Raw genomic sequence first — 21226 nt, 5'->3', positions numbered from 1 at the left:
ATGAAGGGCATCATCTTGGCCGGTGGCTCCGGCACGCGGCTGCATCCGATGACTCTGGCGATGTCGAAGCAGCTTTTGCCGGTCTACGACAAGCCGATGATCTATTATCCGCTGTCGACGCTGATGCTGGCCGGCATCCGCGAGGTGTTGATCATCTCGACCCCGCACGATCTGCCGAACTTCAAGCACCTCCTCGGCGATGGTTCGGACTGGGGCATGAGCCTCAGCTATGCGGAACAGCCCCATCCCGGCGGGCTGGCCCAGGCCTATCTGATCGGGGCCGATTTCGTCGCCGGCGAACCCTCCGTGCTCATCCTCGGCGATAATCTGTTCTATGGTCACTCCCTGCCCGAGATGATGGCGCGGGCGGCGGCGCGGACCAGGGGCGCGACGGTCTTCGCCTATCACGTGCGCGATCCCGAGCGTTACGGCGTCGTCGCGTTCGATGCTTCCGGCAAGGCGATCTCGATCGAGGAGAAGCCGCAGGTTCCGAAATCCAAATGGGCGGTGACGGGCCTCTATTTCTACGACGGCCAGGTCGTCGACATCGCAAGATCCCTGAAGCCCTCGCCGCGTGGCGAGCTGGAGATTACCGACATCAACCGCATCTATCTGGAGCGCGGCGAGCTTTCGGTGGAATCCATGGGCCGCGGCTTCGCCTGGCTCGACACCGGCACCCCCGACAGCATGCTCGAAGCCGGCGAGTTCGTCCGCACGCTGGAAGCACGCCAAGGCCTGCGCATCGCCTGCCCCGAGGAGATCGCCTATCGCCAGGGATGGATTTCAAGTGTCCAGTTAAGAGTTCTCGGCGAGGAAATCGCTAAGAGTGATTACGGCCGCTACATCGTTCAGATCGCTGAAACGGGGGCATAGCTCGGCGGGCCAGGGCAACGGAGCCAGCAGCCGAAACGACGATTTGGGAGCGCCAAAAGCCGATTCACACCGGTGCCGATTGCGCCGCCGAGAAGAAAAATACGGCGAGCGCCAGCAGGAAAGCGAAGCTGACGAAGCGAACGGGAGACATGAAGACCTGCGCGGATGGAACGTTGCGCGGGACGATGCCGGCAAGCTCTGAAATCGCGATCAATTCGACAGGTAAAATTGCGTCGATTTGCATAGTTTCGGCCTTTGAGGCTGATGTTTTGGCTTTCGCCCGCTCCCGGAGGCAGCCCCGGCAACGCGAGATTTGTTGGCTTCGCCCCTCTGTCGGGATCGAAATCGCGTTTCGCGGGTTCATTCCTCGCGCTGCCAACCGGGCGCAAGGAGTAGGACATGATCACGATCAGGCACACAGCCGTTTCCCTCGCAGCCTTCATGATGCTGGCTCCGCCAGCCATGGCGCAGTCGGCGCGCTCGCTCGGGCCTTCCACGGGTTCCGTCCGCATCGAGCAGCTTCAGGCGGGCTTTATCGCCTCGGGCGAGGGAGGCGGCGGAACCTTGCGCTTCCGTGGCCGCTCCTATCCGATCACTGTCGGCGGTCTCGGAATCGGTACGGTCGGCGCCTCCCGGACCGTCGCGACGGGGACGGTCTATGGGCTGCGCAATGTCTCCGACTTCCCCGGCGCTTATGTCCAGTTGAAGGAAGGCTGGGCCGTTGGCAATAAGGGAAGCGGCAATGTCTGGCTGCGCAACGACAAGGGCGTGACCCTGCGGCTTGCGACGCGTCGGGAGGGGCTTCAGCTATCGTTTGGCGCCGACGGCGTGTTGGTCGCCTTCAAGCAATAGCCTCCATCGCGGGCTGGCACGGGCCGGCGAAGGTCATCTCGCGCATTAGCCACTAGGCTTTTGCGCAGCCTCGACTATGGTGCGGCCCGCTTTGTCGATCCTGTTCATCCCGTTTGTCGCTCTTTTCGCCGCCGCCTTCCTGGCGGCGTTGCTATGCGTTCGGCTGCGCCCGCTTCTGTTGCGCTATGCGCTGGCTCGGCCGAATGCGCGCTCAAGCCACAAAGTGCCGACGCCGCAGGGCGGGGGCATCGCCGTGCTGATCGGAACCCTCCTGGCCTTGGCCGTGGCGCTCTGGCTCGGCCGGGCGGAAAGCGAAGCGTGGCGGACGGTGCTGATCCTCGGCTCGGCAGTCGTGGCGCTGGCCGTGGTCGGAGCCTGGGACGATATACGGCCTCTGCCGGCCAGCCTCCGTCTGGTGCTGCAGGCCGCCTGCGTCGGCTATGTGCTGTTTGGCGCCGCGCCTGGATTGCGCCTGTTTCCGGAGATCGTGCCGCTGGCGGTCGAACGGGCGCTGGCCCTTCTGGCCGGAGTCTGGTTCGTCAACCTCGTCAATTTCATGGATGGGCTCGACTGGATAACCGTCGCGGGTATCGTGCCGCTTGCCGGGGCTCTCGCGCTGGCGGGAAGCCTGGGCGCGATCGATCCGGTTACCGGTTGGCTGGCCGCCGCGCTCTGTGGCGGGTTGATCGGCTTCGCCCCCTTCAACAAACCGGTAGCGCGGCTGTTTCTCGGAGATGTCGGCTCGCTCCCGATCGGCCTCGTCACGGCCTATCTGCTCTACCGGCTCGCCGGGACCGGCGCCTTTGCCGCGGCGGTGATCCTGCCGCTCTACCACATCGCCGATGCCACCATCACGCTGCTGCGCCGGCTGGCGCGCGGCGAGAAGGTCTGGGAGGCGCATCGCTCGCATTTCTACCAGCAGGCGACGACGAACGGCTTCAGCGTGATTGCTGTGGTCCGCCGCGTCGCGCTCTTGAATGTCGCTCTCGTCGTGTTGGCTGGCATCTCGATCGCCTGGCCGCAGACCGGGGTCCAGCTAGGTTGCCTCGTTGCCGCCGGCCTGCTGACGGGTTTGCTGCTGCGCCGCTTTGCGGCAGGTCCGCGCCATGGCTAGCCCATTGATCCTCGTGACCGGCGCCAGTGGCTTCGTCGGCCCGCATGTCGTTGCAGCTCTGACGCAGGCCGGCTATCGCCTGCGTCTCGCCCAGCGCCGGCCCCATGATGTGCCACCCGGCGTCGAAACCATCCTGACGGGCGACCTGGCGGGGCCGATCGATTGGACGCCGGCGCTCGAAGGCGTCGATCACGTGGTCCATATGGCGGGCTTGGCCCACGCCGGGCCTGGCTTGGACGAAGCGCTCTACGCCCGCATCAACACCGAAGCGACGCTGGAACTGGCACAGGCGGCCGCGGTGGCCGGCGTGCGGCGCTTCGTCTACCTTTCCTCGATCAAGGCATTGTCCGGCGCTTTCGACGGGCCTCCCCTGTCAGAAACAGCGGAGCCTGTGCCCGGCGATGCCTATGGCCGTTCCAAGCTCGCGGCCGAACGAGGGCTCGATCAGCTCTCTCTCGCTTGGGTGGCGCTGCGGCCGGTGCTGATCTATGGCCCAGGCGTCAAGGCCAACATGGCGGCATTGCTCAGGCTGGCAAGCCTGCCGCTGCCCCTCCCGCTTGGTGCCCTAAACGCGCCACGCTCCTTGCTCGCCGTCGAGAACATGGCCGATGCCGTCCGTTTCGCGTTGACGCCCGATTGCCCGGCAAGGCAGGCCTATGCGGTCGCCGACCCCGAGCCGATGAGCGTCGCCGACATGCTGGCGGCGTTGCGCTCCGGCCTCGGTCGTTCGCCGGGGCTGATTTCGGTGCCGGAATCGCTTCTCAGGCGGCTGGCGCGTCTCGCCGGGCGCGAGGAAACCTTTCTCAAGCTGGCAGGGAGCCTCGTCGCGCGGCCCGAGCGCCTGCTCAAGGCCGGCTGGCGGCCGCCTGTAGAGACGGGCGCGGCTCTGGCGCGCCTTGCTGCTGCGCCTCGCGCTGGCTGAAATCGGGGATCGCCTCTTCGAGCACTGCATTGGCCGCGCCACGGTCGTCGGCCTTGATCGCCGCTTCAAGCCGGGTCAGCCAGCCTTGCAGGCGGGCGCGGCCGGCGAAGATCGGCTTGGCGGCCATGACGCCGTCAAGCCCCGTTTCGGCCATCGGCTCGTCCCGGGCAAACAGGATTTCGTTCAGGCGTTCGCCGGGCCTGACGCCTGACACGATGATCTCGATATCCTCGCCCGGCTCGAAGCCGGCCAGGCGGATCATCCGCTCGGCCAGATCCATGATCCGCATGGGCTGGCCCATCTTGAGCACATAGACCGCCGCCCGCTCGGCATCCTGCCCGCCGACGGTGGCGTGCGACGCCGCGGTCAGCACGAGGTCGCAGGCCTCGCGGATCGTCATGAAGTAGCGGATCATGTCGGGGCTGGTGACGGTGACGGGGCCGCCGCGCGCGATCTGCGCCTTGAATTTCGGCACTACCGAACCGACCGAGCCGAGCACATTGCCGAAGCGCACGGCCACGAGCCGCATGTCGGAGGCGGCGGCCACAAACTCGGCATCGCGCGACTGCGCATACATCTCGGCAAAGCGCTTGGTCGCGCCGAGCATGGAGACCGGCTCGATCGCCTTGTCGGTCGAGATCATCACGAAGGTCTTCGCCTGCGCCGCAACGGCGGCGTCGGTCACGTTCACCGAGCCGAAGATGTTGGTCTTGATGCCCTCGCTCCAATTCGCCTCGAGATAGGGGACGTGCTTCAGCGCGGCGGCGTGGATCACGATATCCGGCCGGAAGGCGACGAAGAGGGGGATGATGCGCTCGCGGTCTCGCACATCGGCCAGGACGCCCGAGACAGCCGTGTCCGGGGCCTGGACGGCCAGCTGCTCGGTAATCTGGAACAGGGCGGGCTCGGAGCTCTCGACGATCAGCAGTTCGGCGGCGCCGAAGGCGGCGCAGCGCAGGCAGATCTCCGAGCCGATCGAGCCGCCGCCGCCCGTCACGATCACCCGCTTGTCTTTAAGGAACCCGCCGAGCCGTTCGCGGTCGATGGCGACCGTCGAGCGCACCAGCAGGTCTTCGATTTCCAGCGGTGCAACCTCGGTGTCGCGCGCGCCCTCGCCGAGCGCCTCGATGCGCGAGATCGGCAGGGCGAGTTTACGAGTCCGCGCGAGCCATTTCTCCGGCTGCGCCTCCGGCAACAGCGCCGAGGGCGTGGCGACGATGCGGCGGAAGGCCTCGCCACGTTCGGCGGCCTCGGACGCGATTCCTTCGATGTCGGACAGCAGGCCGAGCACCGGGACGCCGCGGATCGATTGGCCGAGATCGTCGGGGCGGGGCGACAGAATGCCGGCAGGGCGTAGTCGCTTCATCGTTCCGGTCTCGATGGCGCGGATCACCATTTCGACTTCGACGCCGCGCCCGAGGATCAGCGTCGGCAGGGTCGCCTCGCGTCCCGCGCTGGAGCGCGAGCGGGCATATTTCAGATAGCGATAGGCAAGGCGCGGTCCGCCCAGCAGCGAATTCTGGACGAGCCAGTAGAGGGCGATGGTGATTTTGCCGAAATAGAAATTGCCGTAGAAATTGGGCGCGACGAGCACATAGTCGACAGCCAGCAGCGAAACGGTGAGAACCGAGACGGCCTTGACGATATTCGACAGGTCCGGCAGCGAGGCGAAGCGCCACTTCGAGCGATAGAGCGAAAAGAACCAGTAGATCAGCCCGGCATAAGCCACGAAGAACGGCAGGAATCGCGGCAGATAGCGCAGATGCTCGTCGAGCAGCGCGCCTTCGAAGCGGACGACGAAGACGAGCCAGATCGCCAGCGCGGTCATCACGAGGTCGTGGACGACGACCGCCGTCTTCTTCAGATTCTGTTTGGGCAGGATGGCCATGTCAGGCGGGGTATCCCGCTCCCTCGATGGCTTGTCAACGCGCGATGGGCGCTTGCTCAGTTAGCGGGCGGCCTGGCTTCCAGCGCGCTGAGGACGAAGGCGATCATTTCGTCGGGCGATGGGCCGGGAATACACTCGCATTGCGTGATCAGCAGCGGGTGCATGAAGCGAATCATCGCCGTGCGGATGCAGCCCGTCGCATGGGCAGGCTCAACAGGCCGAAACTCGCCTCGGGAGATGCCGTCGGCCACGACACGGCGCAGGACAACGTCGAAGCGCTCGATATGGGCGATGATCGCATCCCAGCTTTCCTCCATGGCCGCGCAGACCATTTCCTGCATGCGGGCATGCCCGGCGAAGCGGGCGGCGTTAAGCCGGTAGGATGTCGCGAGGATATCGCGAAGCCGGTCGGCCGCAGGCCGATCCTCGGCGGCGATCGTGGCGATCGCTTCTTCCTGCTCGCGCTTGTAGCGCTCCAGCACGGCTTCATTGATCGACTTCTTGGAATCGAAGAAGCGGTAGACATTGGCGGGGCTCATCCGTAGGGACTTCGCGATGTCCGCCACGGTCGTCTTCTGATAGCCGATGTCCCGAAAAAAGCGCTCGGCGGTGTCGACGATGATCTGCTTGGTATCGCGTTCGGAATGACTCACGGCGTCGCCGGCTTGTTTGTATTTCAACGAATGCGGTGAAGAATTGATCCTTATGACGAATTTCGTCATTCGTCAACATTATGGTAGATAAAGACTTTTGCGTTGACCTGCATCAATTCTGGCTGAAGTGAAATCCTGACAAGCCGCTGCCATGGCCGATGGGTCGCGATCCGCGGGGCTGCCCTATGCGGTCGGAGATCGCGATTTTGCGATGTCGAGCAGCGCATCGATGTCGATATGGCGCTCGATATGGCCTGCAAGCGCGTCGAGCGTGCTGTCGACGGTGTCGCCATAGTCCAGCGCCGAGGACAGGTTGGCACCTGCGATACGGGCGAGCCAGGCGCTGCGCACTGCATCCGAGGCAAAGATGCCATGCAGATAGCTGCCGGCAACCCGTCCGTCGGCGCTGGCCGCACCCTCGGCCCGACCATCGACCTGGAATGGCGCGCGGGCGGTGTCACCGCCCACGGTTCGGCCGAGATGGATTTCATAGGCCTGCCCGTTGCTGGCGCTGGCAACGTGGCTGAAGCCGACCTCGCGAACGGTCTTCTCGGCATCAAGGCTGGTTTCGACATCGAGAAGGCCGAGGCCGGTCGCCTCGCCGGCAGGGCCTTCCAGGCCGAGCGGGTCGCGCACCACGCGTCCGAGCATCTGATAGCCGCCGCAGAGGCCGAGGATATGCCCTCCACGTCGGCGATGGGCGAGGATGTCGATGTCCCAGCCCTCCCGTCGCAGTGCCCCAAGGTCCCGCAAGGTCGTCTTGGAGCCCGGCAGGATGACGAGATCGGCATCCCCCGGGAGCGCCTGGCCCGGGCCGATCATCGCGAGGTCGACGCAGTCCTCCAGCTTGAGCGGATCGAGGTCGTCGAAATTGGCGATGCCCGGCAGGACGGGCACCGCGATCTTGATGCGCGCACCGGGCTTGCGTCCTGAACGGATATCGAGGCCGTCTTCCGCAGGCAGGCGCGCCGCATCTGCGAACCAGGGGATGACGCCGAGCGAGGGCCATCCCGTGGCCGCCGCTATGGTGTCCAGGCCGGGGCCGAAAAGCCCCACATCCCCGCGGAAGCGGTTGATCGCGAAAGCGCGGATCATCGCCCGGTCGGCCTGATCCAGCACTGCATGGGTGCCGACGAGGCTGGCGATCACCCCGCCCCGGTCGATATCGCCGACCAGCACCGCAGGAACGCCGGCGGCTCGCGCAAAGCCGAGATTCGCGATGTCGCGCGCGCGCAGATTGGTCTCGGCCGGCGAGCCCGCTCCTTCGACGAGGACCAGATCGGCCTGTTCGCCGAGGCGCTCGAAGCTTTCCAGAACGCGGGGCAGGAAATCGCCGCGCCGAGCGAAATCGCGGGAAGTGAGCCGCCCGGCGACGCGGCCTTGCAGGATGATCTGGCTGCCTTGCTCGCCCTCGGGTTTCAGCAGCACCGGGTTCATGTCGGGATGCGGCGCGATGCGCGCGGCGCGCGCCTGCAGCGCCTGCGCCCGGCCGATCTCGCCCGCTGCCGTGGCGGCGGCATTGTTCGACATGTTCTGCGGCTTGAAGGGCGCTACGGCGAGACCGCGATTCGCGAAGAGCCGGCAAAGGCCGGCGACCACCAGCGACTTTCCGACATTGGAGCCGGTGCCGAGGATCATGATGGCGGGCGTGGACGCGCGGGACATCGCCCTGCTTAGCCCGGTTTCACGGGGTGCGGAAAGCCGCCAGCCGGGGCAATCGTCACGCAAGGAAGGTGTTGAACTTTGGTGCCGTCTGCATCGGGCGTTCCCAGGCGGAATACGCCCCGGAAGGATCACCATGCTGACAAGGTTCGCCGGTCCACTGCGGCACCTTGCTACGCCAAAGGGGCGAAGTCGTAACAGGATCCCGCCGAGGACCGGCTGAGACTCAATAGACACTGACCGATGATGAATGTCAACATTCATCACTCGGCACTTGATGCGGGCGCTCCGGCTCGGCACAAGCATCGGGATGCGCGTCGCCATCCGGCATGTTAAAGCCGGCTTCGTCCTCTTTTCTGCCGGCCTCTGCGATGAATCCGATCTTCTCCGCCCTTCCGACCACCGTCTTCGAGACGATGTCGCAGCTCGCGCGCGAAACCGGCGCGGTCAATCTCGGCCAGGGCTTTCCGGACGATCCCGGTCCGGAGGATGTGCGGCGCAAGGCCGCGGACGCCGTCTTGGACGGCTGGAACCAATACCCGCCGATGATGGGCCTGCCGGAACTGCGTCAGGCCGCAGCCACGCATTACAGGCACTGGCAGGGGCTCGATCTCGATGCGAACACCGAGGTGATGGTGACTTCCGGCGCGACCGAGGCGATCGCCGGGGCGCTGATGGCTCTTGTCACGCCCGGCGACGAGGTCGTGCTGTTCGAGCCGATGTACGACGCCTATCTGCCGCTCGTGCGGCGCGCCGGCGGCATCCCGAAATTCGTTACGCTGACGCCGCCGCATTTCGGTCTGACGGAGGAGGCGCTGGCCAAGGCCTTCTCCCCCAAGACGAAGGTCGTGCTGTTCAACAACCCGCTCAACCCGACGGCGACGATCTTCGGCAAGACAGACCTCGATCTCCTCGCCGATTTCTGCGTCCGGCACGACGCCATCGCGATCTGCGACGAGGTCTGGGAACACGTCGTCTTCGACGGGCACCGCCATGCCTCGGTGCTGGGCCGGCCGGATATGCGCGAGCGTACCGTCAAGATCTCCTCTGCAGGCAAGATCTTTTCGCTCACGGGCTGGAAGGTCGGGCTCGTCATGGCCGCTCCGGCGATCATGCGGGTCCTTGCCAAGGCGCATCAATACATCACCTTCACCACCCCGCCGAACCTGCAGGCGGCCGTCGCCTATGGGCTGGGCAAGGGCGATGACTATTTCGAGGGTATGCGTGCCGATTTCCAGCGCTCCCGCGACCGCTTCGCCGCCGGCTTGCGCGATCTCGGCTTCGCGGTGCTGCCCAGCGCCGGCACCTATTTCCTGAATGTCGATATCGCCCCGCTCGGCGAGAGCGACGACGCCGATTTCTGCCGCCGCCTCGTCACCGAAAGCGGTGTCGCTGCGATCCCGGTCAGCGCCTTCTACGCCGAAGGAGCGGTCAAGAACGTCGTCCGCTTCTGCTTCGCCAAGCGCGACGCGACGCTCGATTCGGCGCTGGAGAGGCTTGCGATCCGCCGTCCGCGTTGAGGCGGATGGCTCTTCGTCAGCCGCCGATCAGCTTGGTCGCGACGGCGCCGGCGGCGACGAGCCGCTTCTGGAGGTCGGCAGCGAGCGAATCCCCGCCTGGCGTGCGCCGCGCCGTCTCCGTAGCCGCCATCAGCTGGGCCAGCGCCTTCTGCGCCAGCTCCTTGTCCTTGTTGCGCCGCGCCAGCTGAAGCATGGCTTCGGCCTGGTTGGCGAAGCTGCGTGCCCAGAGCAACGGCACCTTGTCCTGCCGTCGTTCCTGCAGGGCGGCGGCAAAGGCTGCGATCGCCTCCTCGACGACGACCGGTTCGCTGTAGCGTTCGCCCATGGCGGCGAGCACGCTGCCCATCTGGTCCTGCAGCTCCGCCCAGCGCAGCGGCTCGCGGCTGCGCTCCGTCGCCATGGACACGCGGTTGAGGCCGTTGAAGGCGCGCTCTAGCAGCGAAAGATCGCTCCGGCGGCGGCCGAGCGTTGCCCGGGCGCGTGAGATCATATGCTCGGCTTCGAGCCAGCGCGGTTCGTCATCGGCGCGGTCCCAGGCGCTGAGGACGCTGGCATAGGTGGCTATGGCTTCCTCGAGAAGCTCGTCATCCTTCTGGGCGACCCCGAGCTTGACCGCGATGCGGCCGATGCGCAGCTTGAGCGCTCGCCACAGCGGTGGATCCTCGTCGCGGTTGAGATATTCGGCGCCCGAACGGCAATGGGCGAGCGCGGCCGTAAGCAGTTTCGCCTCTCCGGTGAGCCCCGCAAGGCCTTCGAGAGCAGCAGCCAGCGCGTCCTGGGCGCCGGCAAAAGCCACGGTGTCCGCCAGACGGTCGAGACCTTCGAGCAAGCGGCGCAATGTTGCGACGGCCCCGTCATAGCCCTCGCGCCCGCCGAAATCGTCGCTGATGCGTGCCAGAGCCTTGGCCTGTTCCAGCGCCGCCGCACGGCTGCGCTCGACATCGGCGAGGCCGATCAGGGTGGAGGCCTCGCCGTAGCGGGTTGAAGCCTCCTGATAACTCTCGGCGGTCGTGCGCAGGAAACTGAGCGCCGCCCGGTCCGCCCGGTTCTCGCCGATCAGCAGCCGGCGTTCGATCGGCAATGCCGAAAGGTCGGTCGATCCGCCGATGGCATGCAGCTCGGCCTGCGCCAGAGCCCTGTCCGCTTCGGCAAGACGCCCGGTGGCCAGGGCGCCGGCGGCCTCGCGGCGCAGGCGCTGGATCTCGCCGTCGCCATGTTCCATCGCCAGGCGCTGGACCAGGGCCTGGAAATCCGCCGCCTTGCGATCGAGCAGGGCCTCAGTGGGAGGTGTCGAGCCGGGGCGGCGCAGCCAATCCGCGATCATCGCCGCCAGCGCCACCGCCGGCAGGCCGTGGCGGCCGGCGACGCGCGCCAGAAGCGGGACGATCTCGTCGGGTTGACTGATGTTTGCCTCCCGCTCCGGCTCGGCCTCAAGCATTTTCGCGCGAAGTGGATACCGGTTCGCGTGAAGAAAATGCGACAGCACAAAGAGATAGAGCATTCCGCGCGTCGAAGAACACGGAATGCTCCAAATACTTATTTCGCGGCGATGACCGCGATCTCGACCGTGAACTGCGGCGCGGCGAGCTTGGCCTCGACGGTGGCGCGGCCCGGGGTCTGGCCGGCAACGACCCATTTGTCCCAGACGGCATTCATCTCGGCGAAGGTCGACATGTCGGAGAGCCAGATGTTGACCATCAGCAGCTTCGACTTGTCGGTGCCGGCCTCGGCCAGGAGCCCGTCGATGATGCCGAGGATGTCGGCGGTCTGCTCGCCCACGCTCTTGCCGGCGGCCTTGTCCGCAACCTGGCCGGCCAGATAGACGGTGTTGCCGTGCACGACGGCCTTGGACATGCGCGTGCCGACGCCGATACGCTGAATGGTCATAATCTGATCTCCTTGAACGGACGCTTCGCTGGTAGCCCGGCCCGGTCGGTTTCGCAAATGATATGCGCCTGACCTTACGGAAGATGTCGCCAATCCCCCTGCCGCGGCAGGGAGGTCAGGCGAAGCTCGCCCAGCCCGCCCAGAGCGCCGCGTAGCGCCCGGCCTTGCCGATGAGCACGAGTGCGACGAAGCGGCCAAAGGGATAGTTCAGCGTGCCGGCAACGAAGGTCAGGGGGTCGCCGACGATCGGCAGCCAGGCCAGGAGAAGCGACGGCCAGCCGAAGCGGGCGAAGAGGCCCTGTGCCTGAGTGAAACGCTTCGGATCGGGCCGCAGGCGGACCGGCAGCCGGTCGACGCCATGGCGCGCGATCAGCCGTCCGAGCCACCAGTTGAGGATCGAGCCGGCCGTGTTCGCCAGGCTCGCGGTCAGGAACAGCGCGAGCGGGTCGACGCTCTTTGCCGCGAGAAGCCCGACGAAGACGGCCTCGGACTGGGCCGGCAGCAAGGTTGCAGCGACGAAGGCCGCGCCCGCCATGGCGGCGAGTGATGCGAGCGGTTCCATGGGGCTCTCGGAGAGGCTGCTACGGCAAGGAGCGCTCGGTGGCTTGAAATGCTCAAAGCCGCCGCAAGGCGACCTGCTGGATGCGGTGGCTCGCGCCCTTGGTCAGGATCAGGCTGGCGCGCTGACGCGTGGGCAGGATGTTCTCTTGCAGGTTCGGTAGATTGATGCCGGTCCAGAGCTTCTCAGCGATCGCGAGCGCCTCTTCCTCGCCGATCTCCGCATATTTGCGGAAGAAGGAGCGGGGATCGCGGAAGGCGGTCTGGCGCAGCGTCATGAAGCGGTTGACGTACCAGCGATGCAGGTCGTTCTCGTCGGCGTCGAGATAGACCGAGAAATCGAAATAATCCGAGACGAAGGGGATGGCCGTGCCGTCCTTCGGCATCCGGCTCGGCTGGAGAACATTGAGCCCTTCGAGGATGAGGATGTCCGGCCGCTCGACCGTCACCGTCTCGCCCGGCACGACGTCGTAGACGAGGTGCGAATAGACCGGCGCTGCTACCTGCGGCTTGCCCGCCTTCACATCCGACAGGAAGCGCAGGATCGCCGCCCCGTCATAGCTTTCGGGGAAGCCCTTGCGCTGCATCAGCCCGCGCCGTTCGAGCTCGGCATTTGGCAAAAGGAAGCCATCGGTGGTGACGAGCTCCACCTTCGGCGTGTTCGGCCAGCGCGAGAGCAGGGCCTTCAGCACGCGTGCAGTCGTCGACTTGCCGACCGCGACCGAGCCGGCGACCCCGATGACATAGGGCACCTTGACCTCGGACTCGGCGATCAGGAAGCGCTGCGTCGCCTTGAACAGCCCCTGAGTCGCCGCGACATAGAGCGAGAGCAGGCGCGACAGCGGCAGATAGATCGCGACGATCTCGTCGAGCGAGATCGGATCGTTGATCGATTGCAGCTTGGTCAGGTCGTCGACCGAGAGCGTCAGCGGAGCATCGGCGCGCAGATGCGCCCATTCGTCGCGCGAGAACAGGCGGTAGGGCGAGACCAGTTCGCGTTCGGGCGCAGGCGTGACGAGACGCTGGTCCATGACGCGGCCCGCAATCCAGGATTCGAGATTCAACGCGGGTCCATCCTCGCGGTACTCAACGGGGCCGGGCCGCCTTTTCCGCCAGTCCGGAGCGGGCGGTGCGGGCCTCAAGCTGGCTCAAGACGTCCCGCAATGCAACATTGCGCGCCTTGAGCACCACCAAAAGATGATACAACACGTCCGCGCTCTCGGCGATCAGCTCATCGCGATCGCCCTTCACGGCGGCGATCACGGCCTCGACCGCCTCCTCGCCGAACTTCTTGGCGGCCCGTTCCGGCCCCGCCGCAAGCAGCTTGGCGGTCCAGGATTCCTCGGGCGAGGCGCCGGCGCGCTCGGCGATGCGGGTTTCGAGATCGGAGAGCGTGAAGTCGGCCATCAGTCCAGCCTCATCCGAAGCCCGGCTTCCGCCATATGCGCCTTGGCCTGCTGGATCGTATAGGTGCCGAAATGGAAGATCGAGGCTGCCAGCACAGCCGAGGCATGGCCCCTGCTGACTCCGGCGACGAGATCGTCGAGATTACCGACGCCGCCCGAGGCGATGACCGGGACCGAGACTGCGTCGGCAATCGCACAGGTCAACCCGAGATCGTAACCCGACTTGGTGCCGTCCCTGTCCATCGAGGTGACGAGGAGCTCGCCCGCTCCCAGCGAAACGACCTCGCGGGCGAAGGCGACGGCCTCGATGCCGGTGGCGTTGCGCCCGCCATGGGTGAAGATCTCCCAGCGGCCGGGCGAGACCTGCTTGGCGTCGATCGCGACCGTGATGCACTGGGCGCCGAACTTCTCCGCCGCTTCCTTTACGAACTGGCGGTTGGTGACGGCGGCGGTGTTGATCGAGACCTTGTCGGCGCCGGCGAGCAGCAGCGCGCGGATATCCTCGACCTTGCGCACGCCGCCGCCGACGGTGAGCGGCATGAAGCAGGCCTCGGCCGTGCGCGTCACCACGTCCAGCAGGATGCCGCGATCCTCATGGCTCGCGGTGATGTCGAGGAAGCAGAGCTCGTCGGCGCCGGCCGCGTCATAGGCCTTGGCGGCTTCGACCGGATCGCCGGCATCGACGAGGTCGAGGAACTTGACGCCCTTGACCACACGGCCTTCCTTGACGTCGAGGCAGGGGATGATGCGGGTCTTCAGGGTCATGCCGCCGCTCCCTTCGTCGCGCTCCGAAGCCGCGCCAGCGCCGCCGCCGGGTCGATCCGCCCGTCATAGAGGGCACGGCCGGTGATCGCGCCTTCGAGGATGGCGGCATCAACAGCGCAGAGGCGCTCGATATCGGCCATCGAGGCAAGTCCGCCCGAGGCGATGACCGGGATCGAGACCGCCTTCGCCAGCGCGATCGTGCCTTCCCAGTTGATGCCCTGGAGCATGCCGTCGCGGGCGATGTCGGTGTAGATGATCGCAGCGACGCCAGCATCCTCGAAGCGGCGGCCGAGATCGGCCGCCGCGAGCGAGGAGGTTTCCGCCCAGCCCTCAACGGCGACGAAGCCGTCGCGCGCATCGATGCCGACCGCGACCTGTCCCGGAAACGCCTTGGCCGCCTCGCGCACGAAGCCGGGGTCCCGCACCGCCGCCGTGCCGATGATGACTCTGGCGATGCCCTTATCGAGCCAGCCGGCGACCGTCTTCATGTCGCGGATGCCGCCGCCGAGCTGCACCGGAAAGGCGACACGCTTCAGGATGGCCTCGACCGCCGCCCCGTTCATCGGCTTGCCGGCAAAGGCGCCGTCGAGATCGACGACGTGCAGCCATTGGAAGCCCTGGACCTCGAAGGCGGCAGCCTGCGCGGCCGGATCGTCGTTGAAGACGGTGGCCTGGGCCATGTCGCCCTGCTTGAGCCGCACGCAGCGGCCTTCCTTCAGGTCGATCGCGGGAAAGAGGATCATGGCTTCCAGCTCAGGAAATTGGCGATGAGCTTCAGCCCCAGCTTCTGGCTCTTCTCGGGGTGGAACTGCGTGCCGGCGACATTGCCATGCGCCACCATCGCAGTAACTGGCCCGCCATGGTCGGTCAGGGCCAGCACGTCCTGCGGGCGCTCCGCCGCCAGCGCGTAGGAGTGGACGAAATAGGCGTGCAGCCCCTGCGGCCCGGTCTCGATGCCATCGAGCAGCTTGTGCTCATCCTGCTTGTGCAGGACGTTCCAGCCCATATGCGGGATCTTGAGGCTGTCGTCGTCCGGCTCGATCAGCGTGACATCGCCGGGGATCCAGCCGAGCCCCTGGGTGACGGTGTATTCCAGCCCGCGCGACGCCAGCAATTGCATGCCGACGCAGATGCCGAGGAAGGGGCGGCCCTTGGCGCGCACGACCTCTTCCAGCGTCTCGACCATGCCCGGCACGGCATCGAGCCCGCGCCGGCAATCGGCGAAGGCGCCGACGCCCGGCAGCACGATACGGTCGGCCGCGCGCACGATGCCGGTGTCGCTGGTGACGTGGATGGTCGAGGCGATGCCGCTTTCCTGCGCCGCCCGCTCGAAGGCCTTGGCGGCGGAGTGCAGATTGCCCGAGCCGTAATCGATGATGGCGACGCTCTGGCTCATCGTCCGCGGGCCTCCGGGAACAGGCCGATGATCGGCAGCGGTCCGCTCGGGCGGACCATCGGGGCAGGAGCGGCAGGCTCTGCACGCGGCGGTGCGGCCTTGCCGGCCAGCGCCCGCTCGAAATAGCGGCGCTCGGCCTCGGGCAGGCTGCGGGCCTCGACCACGTCGGCGACGCGCCAGCCCTTGCGGAGGAGCTTTCGGACGACGAGGTCGTTGCCCTCGACGCCGAGGAACAGCGCGCTCGACCAATAGACCAGCGACAGCGCGCTCGGATGCAGGCCGAAGCGGCTGCGCAGATAGATCAGCCCGGCCACAGCCAGCGCGAACAGCAGCGTCATCAACCACAGCCTCTTGCCGAGGAGCCAGAGGCCGGTGAGCAGGAAGGCGCCCCAGGAGAAGCTCTCGGGAATGAGGCGCGCCCGCTCGATTTCCTCGCCGCGGCCGCCCGCGGCCGGCGGCGGTGTCAGGACCGTGTAGAATGCCATGGCCGCCTCCTAAGCATTTTCGAGCGAAGTGGCTACAGGTTCGCGTGAAGAAAATGCGTAGACGAAGAATCAGAGAGCGCCCTTGGTCGAGGGGATGCGGTCGCCCTCGCGCGGATCGACTTCCAGTGCCTGGCGCAGCGCGCGTGCCAGCCCCTTGAAGCAACTTTCGGCGATGTGGTGGGCGTTGTCGCCGTAGAGCGTCTCCACATGCAGCGTGATGCCGGCGTTGATGGCGAAGGCCTGGAAGAATTCGCGCACCAGCTCCGTATCGAAACTGCCGATCTTCTGCGCCTTGAACTCCGTGCGGAACACCAGGAACGGCCGGCCGGAGACGTCGATCGCAACGCGCGTCAGCGTTTCGTCCATCGGCAGGTGGACATCGGCATAGCGGCGAATGCCCTTTTTGGTGCCGAGAGCTTGCTTCAAAGCCTCGCCCATGGCGATGCCGGCATCCTCGACCGAATGGTGGTCGTCGATATGCGTGTCGCCCTTCACCGCGACCTTGAGATCGATCAGAGAATGGCGGGCGAAGAGGTCGAGCATATGGTCGAAGAAGCCGACGCCGGTGGCGATCTCGGCCTTGCCGGTGCCGTCGATCAGAAGCGAGACCGCAATATCGGTCTCGTTGGTGCGGCGCTTCACTTCGCCCGAACGCATGCTGGCCTCTCAAGCCTTGGCGGGAACCGGCCCCGCTTTAGCAGGGGCGGGCGGAGATGGCCACTGGCCGCTCCAACAGCCGTCATGCTCGGGCTTGGCCCTAGCATCTCATGCCAGGAGAGGTTCCGAAACCTTATCCTGCTCGCGATTCTCGGGTCGGCGCTTCCGCCCGAGAATGACGGCCAGAGTCAAACCCTCGCCAGCGCCTGCTCCAGATCGGCGATCAGGTCGTCGGCGTGCTCCAGCCCGATCGAAAGGCGGATCATGCCGTCGGTGACGCCCATATCGGCACGGACCTCGGGGGTGAAACGCTGGTGCGTGGTCGTCGCCGGATGGACGATCAGGCTCTTGGCGTCGCCGAGATTGTTGGAGATGCGGATCAGCTTGCAGGCGTTGAGCAGGCGGTAGGCGGCTTCCTTGCCGCCCGGCACCTCGAAGGCGATCAGCGTCGAGGGGCCGCTCATCTGGCGGGCGATGATCTCGGCCTGGGGGTGGCTCTTGTGGCCGCAGAAGATGACCTTGGACGGCTTGGCATGGGCGGCGAGCCAATCCGCGACCTTGGTGGCATTCTCAGCCTGCTGGCGCACGCGCAGCGGCAGCGTCTCCAGCGCCTTGAGCATCACCCAGGCGTTGAAGGGGGAAATCGCCGGGCCGGTCTGGCGCAGGAAGGTCTGGATATCGCCCTCGATCAGCTCCTTCGAGCCGACGACGAGGCCGCCGAGGCAGCGGCCCTGCCCGTCGATATGCTTGGTCGCCGAGTAGACGACGAGATCGGCGCCGAGCTCGAGCGGGCGCTGGAAGAGCGGCGTGGCGAAGACGTTGTCGACGACGAGCCGGGCGCCGGCTGCCTTGGCGATCTTCGCGACGGCCGCGATATCGATCACCTCGAGCGTCGGGTTCGACGGCGTTTCGAGGAAGAAGGTTTTGGTGTTCGGCCGGACCGCCTTGCGCCAGGCCTCGATATCGGTGCCGTCGACCAGCGTCGACTCGACGCCGTAGCGCGGCAGATGGTCCTCGACGATGTAGCGACAGGAGCCGAACAGCGCCCGGGCCGCCACGACATGGTCGCCTGCACGCAAGGGCGCCATCACGGCCGCGGTGACGGCAGCCATGCCGGTCGCCGTGGCGCGGCAGGCCTCGGCGCCTTCGAAGGCGGCCATGCGGCCTTCGAGCATCGACACCGTCGGGTTGGAGAAGCGGGCGTACTGGAAACCCGGATCCTTGTTCAGGAAGCGGGCCTCGCATTGCTCGGCGCTGTCGTAGACATGGCCCTGCGTCAGGAACAGCGCCTCGGAGGTCTCGCCGAACTGCGAGCGCATGGTGCCGGCGTGGACGAGGCGAGTTTCAGGATGCAGCTTGGCTGCGGCGTTGTCCGATGCCGACATGGGGAACCTCAGTCCGTTCTTTATAACGGACAAAGCCACTAGCACTTCCCCTTCTGTTCGTAAAGAAGAACAGAATTTCCTTTTTTGAAAACCGCTCTCGCGACAAACCTTCTGCGGCTTCAGGTGCACCGTTCGGTTGGGCGCCCGAGCGGCTTCAGGAAGCCGGTGAGGTCGGCCGTGACATGATGGACGTGTACGGCCTCGACCGCGACCTGTTCCCAGGTCTCGCGGAAGGGATCGGGCGTCTTCGGCACGATCAGCACGGTCTTCATGCCGAGCGCGCTGGGGACGACGAGGTTCTTCTCGATATCCTCGAACATCGCCGCCCGGCCCGGATCGACGGAATGCTTGGCGAGGAAGGTCTCATAGGTCGAACGCTCGGGCTTGGGCGTGAAGCCGGCCTGCACGATGTCGAAGATATCCTCGAAGTGATGGAGGATGCCGAGCTTGCCGGCGACGTTCTCGGCGTGCCCGCGCGAGCCGTTGGTCAGGATCAGCTTGCGGCCGGGCAGGGCCGCGATCGCCTCGCCGAGATCGGGATTCGGATCGAGCAGGGTCAGGTCGATCTGGTGGGCAAAGTCGAGGAAATCGCCGGGATCGACGCCGTGCTCTTCCATCAGCCCCTTCAGCGTGGTGCCGTAGTGCTGGTAGTAATATTTCTGCAGCGCGCGCGAAGAGAGCCCATCGAGTCCGAACAGCTCTGCAAGGAACAGGGTGATGCGCTCGTCGACCTGCGGCCAGACCTTGGCCTCATGCGAGTAGAGGGTGTTGTCGAGATCGAAGATCCAGTGATCGACATGCGCGAAGCCCTCTGTCGGAAAGGGCGGTGCCCCGGTAGGTCTGTCAGCGAGTATTTTCATAGGACTCCGTGATGTGGCGATCCGGAGTCTGCGCCGCAAGTCCTTGGCCTAGGCTTAATCGCCATAGCGCTTCCCACCGTCATGGTCGGGCTTGACCCGACCATCTCCGAAACCAGTGCTTTCTGGCCACGCGATTCCCGGGTCGGCGCTTTGCGCCGCCCGAGAATGACGGGTGAAATCAGCGCCGGATGATCGTGCCGGCGCCTGTGTCGGTGAAGAGCTCGATCAGCGCGGCATGCGGCACCTTGCCGTCGAGGATGACGACGGCCTCGACGCCCTTCTCCAGCGCGTAGATGCAGGTCTCGATCTTCGGGATCATGCCGCCCGAGATCGTGCCGTCGGCGATCAGGCGGCGGCATTCCTCGACAGTGAGTTCCGGAATCAGCTGCTTGTCCTTGTTGAGCACGCCCGGCACGTCGGTCAGCAGCAGCAGGCGCTTGGCATTCAGCGCGCCCGCAATGGCGCCGGCGAAAGTGTCGGCGTTGACGTTGTAGGTCTGGCCGTCGGCTGCGGCGCAGACCGGCGCCAGCACCGGGATGAGCTCGGCCTTGAGCACGGCGTCGAGCACGGTGGTGTTGACTCCGTCGGGTTCGCCGACGAAGCCGAGATCGAGGACCTCCTCGATCTTGGAATCGGGGTCGACGATCGTGCGGGTCACCTTGCGCGCGGTGACCATGTTGCCGTCCTTGCCGCAGAGCCCGATGGCGCGGCCGCCCTCGCGGGTAATGTAGCCGACGATCTCCTTGTTGACCGAGCCGGCGAGAACCATTTCGACGACCTCGACGGTCGCTTCGTCGGTGACGCGCAGGCCCTGCTTGAACTCGGACTGAATGCCGAGCTTCTTCAGCATCGCCGCGATCTGCGGGCCGCCGCCATGGCAGACCACCGGCTTCAAGCCGGACTGCTCGAGCAGCACGATATCCTCGGCGAAGTCCTCGGCGGTGGCGGCGTCGCCCATGGCGTTGCCGCCATACTTGATGACGATGATTTCCTGGTCGTAGCGCTGCATGTGAGGCAGCGCCTGGACGAGCAGCTCGGCGGATTGCGACGGCGTCAGAAGGGGATGGTCGGTCATTCGGGCAGGCTCCGCGCGGCCGCAGGAAGGGTCCGGGCGCGCTTCTACCCGAACTTGCGCGGTGGCGGAAGGACGTCCGGCGCCGGTCAGGCGCGCCCGGTCGTCAACTCCGCCTGGCTGTCACGGCCGCGACGGCGAGGCCGAGCCAGCCGCCGAGCATGAACCAGCCGCCGATCGGCGCCGCGCGCGGGAACAGCGCCTCGTTGGCGAAGCCGCGGCGGGCCAGATCGGCCGCGAACAGCACCGTACCGAAGATGATGGCCGAGAGCGCGAAACGGGCCAGCGCATCCTGCAGATGCCCGCCCTTGCGGGCGGCGGTGGCGCCAATGACGACGGAAGCGTGGAACAGCAGCATCTGCCCGGCAGTCTGGACATTGGCGGTGCCGGTGACGTGGGCGGCAGCCGCTAGCAGCGCGACGCCCGCCAGGCCCATCAGGGCGGCGAAGGTGAGATGGGTCTTTGTCGCGTTCATGCGATTCTCACAACCGCTCGGCGAGAACCCGGCCGATCGCGGCGCGCAATTCGGGAATGCCCACTCCCTTTTCGCTGGAGGTCAGCAGCACCTCGGGGAAGGCCGCCGGCCGGCGCTTGATCTCGTCATAGGTCGCCTCGCACATGAACTGCTGGTCGCCCGGCTTCAGCGCATCGCCCTTGGTGAGCACCACCTGATAGGACACGGCGGCCTTGTCGAGCGTCTCCAGCACGGCGCCGTCGACATCCTTGATGCCATGGCGCGCGTCGATCAGCACGTAGACGCGCATAAGGTTCGAGCGGCCGCGCAGATAATCGTGGATCAGCCTGGTCCAGGCCGCGACCTTCTCCTTGCCGACGGCGGCATAGCCATAGCCGGGCATGTCGACGATCGTCAGCCGCTCGTCATGGTCGACCTGGCGGAAGAAATTCAGTTGCTGCGTCCGGCCCGGCGTATGCGACGTCCGCGCCAGGGCGTTGCGCCGCGTCAGCGCGTTGATCAGGCTGGACTTTCCGACATTGGAGCGGCCGGCGAAGGCGATCTCCTGCCCGACCATCGGCGGCAGGTCGTCGATCTTGGTCGAGGCCCAGACGAAGTCCCACGGCCCCTCGAAGAGTTTGCGGGCGGCTTCGATCTCTTCGGCGTCATAGGGCTTGGTCGTGGAGGTGGTCATGGCTTCCGCTCTTTCGAAATCAGAAGCCCTCATCCTGAGGAGCCGCGCAAGCAGCGTCCCGAAGGATGCTCCCGCGCGTACCGGAACATCCTTCGAGACGCAGCCTGAGGGCTGCTCCTCAGG

The 21226-nt window shown here is 66.2% G+C and carries 24 protein-coding genes; 5 read left to right on the top strand and 19 right to left on the bottom strand.

Annotated features, from left to right (window positions below; all coding sequences use genetic code 11):
• The gene (gene rfbA / locus AC1DDA_RS21065) at positions 1 to 873 is read left to right on the top strand and encodes a glucose-1-phosphate thymidylyltransferase RfbA (protein WP_476797229.1); all 873 of its coding nucleotides are present in this window, start codon (positions 1 to 3) and stop codon (positions 871 to 873) included.
• A gap of 64 nt (positions 874 to 937) precedes the next feature.
• Here rfbA and AC1DDA_RS21060 read toward each other — a convergent pair whose 3' ends face one another.
• Positions 938 to 1237 (bottom strand): hypothetical protein, encoded by a 300-nt coding sequence (locus AC1DDA_RS21060; RefSeq protein ID WP_476797228.1) that lies wholly within the window; start codon positions 1235 to 1237, stop codon positions 938 to 940.
• A 35-nt stretch (positions 1238 to 1272) separates the two neighbouring features.
• Here AC1DDA_RS21060 and AC1DDA_RS21055 point away from each other — a divergent pair, with 35 nt between their 5' ends.
• The 3 genes from AC1DDA_RS21055 (at position 1273) to AC1DDA_RS21045 (ending at position 3761) form a co-directional block, all read left to right on the top strand.
• Positions 1273 to 1725, top strand: a complete 453-nt coding sequence (locus AC1DDA_RS21055; RefSeq protein WP_476780170.1) for a hypothetical protein — start codon at positions 1273 to 1275, stop codon at positions 1723 to 1725.
• Between the two features lie 76 nt (positions 1726 to 1801).
• Complete coding sequence (locus AC1DDA_RS21050; RefSeq protein ID WP_476797227.1) at positions 1802 to 2839, top strand: MraY family glycosyltransferase; 1038 nt, start codon at positions 1802 to 1804, stop codon at positions 2837 to 2839.
• On the top strand, positions 2832 to 3761 hold the full coding sequence (locus tag AC1DDA_RS21045) for an NAD-dependent epimerase/dehydratase family protein (RefSeq protein WP_476797226.1): 930 nt from the start codon (positions 2832 to 2834) through the stop codon (positions 3759 to 3761). Before AC1DDA_RS21050 ends, AC1DDA_RS21045 begins: the two co-directional genes overlap by 8 nt.
• On the opposite strand, the gene AC1DDA_RS21040 is transcribed toward AC1DDA_RS21045, so the two are convergent.
• The 3 genes from AC1DDA_RS21040 to AC1DDA_RS21030 form a co-directional block, all read right to left on the bottom strand.
• Complete coding sequence (locus AC1DDA_RS21040) at positions 3685 to 5640, bottom strand: SDR family NAD(P)-dependent oxidoreductase (protein WP_476797268.1); 1956 nt, start codon at positions 5638 to 5640, stop codon at positions 3685 to 3687. The two genes, AC1DDA_RS21045 and AC1DDA_RS21040, sit on opposite strands and share 77 nt — an antisense overlap.
• A gap of 65 nt (positions 5641 to 5705) precedes the next feature.
• The gene (locus tag AC1DDA_RS21035) at positions 5706 to 6302 is read right to left on the bottom strand and encodes a TetR/AcrR family transcriptional regulator (RefSeq protein WP_441510037.1); all 597 of its coding nucleotides are present in this window, start codon (positions 6300 to 6302) and stop codon (positions 5706 to 5708) included.
• Between the two features lie 183 nt (positions 6303 to 6485).
• Positions 6486 to 7967 (bottom strand): cobyric acid synthase, encoded by a 1482-nt coding sequence (locus AC1DDA_RS21030; RefSeq protein WP_476797225.1) that lies wholly within the window; start codon positions 7965 to 7967, stop codon positions 6486 to 6488.
• A gap of 368 nt (positions 7968 to 8335) precedes the next feature.
• On the opposite strand from AC1DDA_RS21030, the gene AC1DDA_RS21025 reads away from it, so the two are divergent.
• Entirely contained in the window at positions 8336 to 9484 is a 1149-nt protein-coding gene (locus tag AC1DDA_RS21025) for an aminotransferase (RefSeq protein ID WP_476797224.1), read from the top strand.
• Between the two features lie 16 nt (positions 9485 to 9500).
• On the opposite strand, the gene AC1DDA_RS21020 is transcribed toward AC1DDA_RS21025, so the two are convergent.
• From AC1DDA_RS21020 to yihA, 15 genes are all read right to left on the bottom strand, one after another.
• Positions 9501 to 10922 (bottom strand): coiled-coil domain-containing protein, encoded by a 1422-nt coding sequence (locus tag AC1DDA_RS21020; RefSeq protein ID WP_476797223.1) that lies wholly within the window; start codon positions 10920 to 10922, stop codon positions 9501 to 9503.
• Positions 10923 to 11020: 98 nt separating this feature from the next.
• Positions 11021 to 11371, bottom strand: a complete 351-nt coding sequence (locus AC1DDA_RS21015) for a RidA family protein (RefSeq protein ID WP_476797222.1) — start codon at positions 11369 to 11371, stop codon at positions 11021 to 11023.
• A 115-nt stretch (positions 11372 to 11486) separates the two neighbouring features.
• The gene (locus AC1DDA_RS21010; RefSeq protein ID WP_476797221.1) at positions 11487 to 11933 is read right to left on the bottom strand and encodes a YqaA family protein; all 447 of its coding nucleotides are present in this window, start codon (positions 11931 to 11933) and stop codon (positions 11487 to 11489) included.
• A gap of 52 nt (positions 11934 to 11985) precedes the next feature.
• Positions 11986 to 12960, bottom strand: a complete 975-nt coding sequence (gene coaA / locus AC1DDA_RS21005; RefSeq protein WP_476780211.1) for a type I pantothenate kinase — start codon at positions 12958 to 12960, stop codon at positions 11986 to 11988.
• Positions 12961 to 13015: 55 nt separating this feature from the next.
• Complete coding sequence (locus AC1DDA_RS21000; protein ID WP_476797220.1) at positions 13016 to 13336, bottom strand: phosphoribosyl-ATP diphosphatase; 321 nt, start codon at positions 13334 to 13336, stop codon at positions 13016 to 13018.
• Entirely contained in the window at positions 13336 to 14100 is a 765-nt protein-coding gene (gene hisF, locus AC1DDA_RS20995; protein WP_441510030.1) for an imidazole glycerol phosphate synthase subunit HisF, read from the bottom strand. The genes AC1DDA_RS21000 and hisF overlap by 1 nt, the downstream gene beginning before the upstream one ends.
• A complete protein-coding gene (gene hisA / locus AC1DDA_RS20990) occupies positions 14097 to 14852 on the bottom strand; it encodes a 1-(5-phosphoribosyl)-5-[(5-phosphoribosylamino)methylideneamino]imidazole-4-carboxamide isomerase (RefSeq protein ID WP_476797267.1) in 756 nt (251 codons plus the stop codon). The genes hisF and hisA overlap by 4 nt, the downstream gene beginning before the upstream one ends.
• Positions 14840 to 15496: an imidazole glycerol phosphate synthase subunit HisH gene (gene hisH, locus AC1DDA_RS20985; RefSeq protein ID WP_476797219.1), complete on the bottom strand. Its 657-nt coding sequence runs from the start codon at positions 15494 to 15496 to the stop codon at positions 14840 to 14842. Before hisH ends, hisA begins: the two co-directional genes overlap by 13 nt.
• Positions 15493 to 15981: a DUF2628 domain-containing protein gene (locus AC1DDA_RS20980; RefSeq protein ID WP_476797218.1), complete on the bottom strand. Its 489-nt coding sequence runs from the start codon at positions 15979 to 15981 to the stop codon at positions 15493 to 15495. Before AC1DDA_RS20980 ends, hisH begins: the two co-directional genes overlap by 4 nt.
• 69 nt (positions 15982 to 16050) lie before the next feature.
• A complete protein-coding gene (hisB, locus tag AC1DDA_RS20975) occupies positions 16051 to 16638 on the bottom strand; it encodes an imidazoleglycerol-phosphate dehydratase HisB (protein WP_441510027.1) in 588 nt (195 codons plus the stop codon).
• 188 nt (positions 16639 to 16826) lie between these two features.
• Entirely contained in the window at positions 16827 to 18023 is a 1197-nt protein-coding gene (locus tag AC1DDA_RS20970; protein ID WP_441510026.1) for an O-succinylhomoserine sulfhydrylase, read from the bottom strand.
• Positions 18024 to 18142: 119 nt separating this feature from the next.
• Positions 18143 to 18883, bottom strand: a complete 741-nt coding sequence (locus AC1DDA_RS20965; RefSeq protein WP_476797217.1) for a pyrimidine 5'-nucleotidase — start codon at positions 18881 to 18883, stop codon at positions 18143 to 18145.
• Between the two features lie 178 nt (positions 18884 to 19061).
• Positions 19062 to 19958, bottom strand: coding sequence for an acetylglutamate kinase (gene argB, locus AC1DDA_RS20960; protein WP_476797216.1), 897 nt, complete (start codon positions 19956 to 19958; stop codon positions 19062 to 19064).
• Positions 19959 to 20061: 103 nt separating this feature from the next.
• Positions 20062 to 20430: a DUF423 domain-containing protein gene (locus AC1DDA_RS20955; RefSeq protein ID WP_476797215.1), complete on the bottom strand. Its 369-nt coding sequence runs from the start codon at positions 20428 to 20430 to the stop codon at positions 20062 to 20064.
• 7 nt (positions 20431 to 20437) lie between these two features.
• Complete coding sequence (gene yihA / locus AC1DDA_RS20950) at positions 20438 to 21103, bottom strand: ribosome biogenesis GTP-binding protein YihA/YsxC (RefSeq protein WP_476780157.1); 666 nt, start codon at positions 21101 to 21103, stop codon at positions 20438 to 20440.
• Positions 21104 to 21226: the final 123 nt, after the last annotated feature.

The sequence above is a fragment of the Allobosea sp. 10N428 genome, from assembly GCF_056394545.1.
Note: the sequence above shows the minus strand (reverse complement) of the source record. Positions and strands in the feature narration are given on the sequence as shown.

Excerpts from the sequence above, each read along its gene's own strand:
- rfbA (WP_476797229.1), top strand. The coding sequence starts at position 1 with ATGAAGGGCATCATCTTGGCCGGTGGCTCCGGCACGCGGCTGCATCCG.
- AC1DDA_RS21060 (WP_476797228.1), bottom strand. The coding sequence starts at position 1,237 with ATGAACCCGCGAAACGCGATTTCGATCCCGACAGAGGGGCGAAGCCAA.
- AC1DDA_RS21055 (WP_476780170.1), top strand. The coding sequence starts at position 1,273 with ATGATCACGATCAGGCACACAGCCGTTTCCCTCGCAGCCTTCATGATG.
- AC1DDA_RS21050 (WP_476797227.1), top strand. The coding sequence starts at position 1,802 with ATGGTGCGGCCCGCTTTGTCGATCCTGTTCATCCCGTTTGTCGCTCTT.
- AC1DDA_RS21045 (WP_476797226.1), top strand. The coding sequence starts at position 2,832 with ATGGCTAGCCCATTGATCCTCGTGACCGGCGCCAGTGGCTTCGTCGGC.
- AC1DDA_RS21030 (WP_476797225.1), bottom strand. The coding sequence starts at position 7,967 with ATGTCCCGCGCGTCCACGCCCGCCATCATGATCCTCGGCACCGGCTCC.
- AC1DDA_RS21025 (WP_476797224.1), top strand. The coding sequence starts at position 8,336 with ATGAATCCGATCTTCTCCGCCCTTCCGACCACCGTCTTCGAGACGATG.
- AC1DDA_RS21020 (WP_476797223.1), bottom strand. The coding sequence starts at position 10,922 with ATGCTTGAGGCCGAGCCGGAGCGGGAGGCAAACATCAGTCAACCCGAC.
- AC1DDA_RS21015 (WP_476797222.1), bottom strand. The coding sequence starts at position 11,371 with ATGACCATTCAGCGTATCGGCGTCGGCACGCGCATGTCCAAGGCCGTC.
- AC1DDA_RS21010 (WP_476797221.1), bottom strand. The coding sequence starts at position 11,933 with ATGGAACCGCTCGCATCACTCGCCGCCATGGCGGGCGCGGCCTTCGTC.
- coaA (WP_476780211.1), bottom strand. The coding sequence starts at position 12,960 with ATGGACCAGCGTCTCGTCACGCCTGCGCCCGAACGCGAACTGGTCTCG.
- AC1DDA_RS21000 (WP_476797220.1), bottom strand. The coding sequence starts at position 13,336 with ATGGCCGACTTCACGCTCTCCGATCTCGAAACCCGCATCGCCGAGCGC.
- hisF (WP_441510030.1), bottom strand. The coding sequence starts at position 14,100 with ATGACCCTGAAGACCCGCATCATCCCCTGCCTCGACGTCAAGGAAGGC.
- hisH (WP_476797219.1), bottom strand. The coding sequence starts at position 15,496 with ATGAGCCAGAGCGTCGCCATCATCGATTACGGCTCGGGCAATCTGCAC.
- AC1DDA_RS20980 (WP_476797218.1), bottom strand. The coding sequence starts at position 15,981 with ATGGCATTCTACACGGTCCTGACACCGCCGCCGGCCGCGGGCGGCCGC.
- hisB (WP_441510027.1), bottom strand. The coding sequence starts at position 16,638 with ATGCGTTCGGGCGAAGTGAAGCGCCGCACCAACGAGACCGATATTGCG.
- AC1DDA_RS20970 (WP_441510026.1), bottom strand. The coding sequence starts at position 18,023 with ATGTCGGCATCGGACAACGCCGCAGCCAAGCTGCATCCTGAAACTCGC.
- AC1DDA_RS20965 (WP_476797217.1), bottom strand. The coding sequence starts at position 18,883 with ATGAAAATACTCGCTGACAGACCTACCGGGGCACCGCCCTTTCCGACA.
- argB (WP_476797216.1), bottom strand. The coding sequence starts at position 19,958 with ATGACCGACCATCCCCTTCTGACGCCGTCGCAATCCGCCGAGCTGCTC.
- AC1DDA_RS20955 (WP_476797215.1), bottom strand. The coding sequence starts at position 20,430 with ATGAACGCGACAAAGACCCATCTCACCTTCGCCGCCCTGATGGGCCTG.
- yihA (WP_476780157.1), bottom strand. The coding sequence starts at position 21,103 with ATGACCACCTCCACGACCAAGCCCTATGACGCCGAAGAGATCGAAGCC.